We start from the raw sequence: 1,200 nt of genomic DNA, 5'->3' as shown, positions 1-1,200 counted from the left end.
TGGTTTAATGATATGAATAGAAATGTCATTAATCATTCAAGAACACGTACGTTACCTGACATTGAAATCAATAGTTTGCAGCCGTTACTCACACTTTTTTAATTGCTTTCGCATTAATCCATTCTAAAGTCATTTTGTGCCTAGAAAAGCATCAAAAAGAAACGTAAATTACTAAGCCTAAAGTAAAAATAACGACGCCACTCATCGTGGTGAAAATAGTGTTACGGCAGTAGTAGGGTACATGCGAGCTTTTTCCAAACGGGTCCACGATGTAAGTCAGCTTAATGACTTTTTAGTCACTTCTCAGTTGCACCCAGATAAACAGTATTTGGTGCAAATTTTGTCTACGCAATCGCGAGAATGTGCGGCTGCACTCGCCAAAGCGGTTTTGTCGATGTTGCCCAATGCTCATGTCATCGGTCACAGTACTCGCAATGTAATTTTGGATGGCGACATTTTTACCTCTGGCTGCCTCATCAACCTGATTGAGTTTGGCCAAACCACGCTAACGTCTGCCGTCCAAGCGTATTCTTTCTCTCCCGATATAGACGGTGGCGAGCTCAAACGTTCGCTGCAGTTACAAAGCAACTCTCAAGTCATCATCAGTTTTGCCGTGCAAATCGAACGTCGTGATTATCCTTTGTATCAAACTTTTGCGACCGAAAACGTGCGAGTGTCTGGTGGATTAGCGCAGACCATAGAAGACGGCTGTTGGGTGCTCTATCAAAACCAGACATACGACAACGCCGTAGTGGCAGTGGCTTTGCACAGTGATACTTTGAAAACTTGGACAGACGCGTATTCCGAGTGGAACCCAATCGGCATGCCGCACAAAGTGACGCATGCGAAAGGCACGCGCTTGTATTGCTTAGGAGAGCGTAAAGCCCTCGATGTTTATAAGCATTATCTTGCCGACGGGCACGACGTGACGATTAACCAATTACTCAGTTTCCCGTTGTATCGAGAAACGTTGGGGCGCAAGGAAGTTTGTACCGTCACAGAACTTCACGCCGATGGAAGCATGAGTTTCGATAGGCCGTGGTGCCTCGGTGATGAGGTTCAGTTTTGTTATAACCATCCTTCTCTGACGTTAGAACAAGTGCGTCATGGGGTGGTGGAACTTGCTATGCATCAGCCAGAAGTAGTGACGATTTACAACTGCGCCTCACGGCTGGATTTTATTGATAGCAGCGATGAAGT

1 protein-coding gene and 1 pseudogene are annotated in these 1,200 nt (G+C 45.5%); both read left to right on the top strand.

Annotated features, from left to right (window positions below; all coding sequences use genetic code 11):
* Window positions 1-102, top strand: a pseudogene (locus tag R7E00_RS24255) (2-haloalkanoic acid dehalogenase); the annotation flags it as partial.
* 139 nt (window positions 103-241) lie between these two features.
* On the top strand, window positions 242-1,200 hold a 959-nt coding region (locus R7E00_RS24250), incomplete at its 3' end, for an FIST N-terminal domain-containing protein (protein WP_318124798.1).

The organism is Vibrio sp. Vb1755, assembly GCF_033338635.1.
GTDB classification, from domain to species: domain Bacteria; phylum Pseudomonadota; class Gammaproteobacteria; order Enterobacterales; family Vibrionaceae; genus Vibrio; species Vibrio alginolyticus.
Note: the sequence above shows the minus strand (reverse complement) of the source record. Positions and strands in the feature narration are given on the sequence as shown.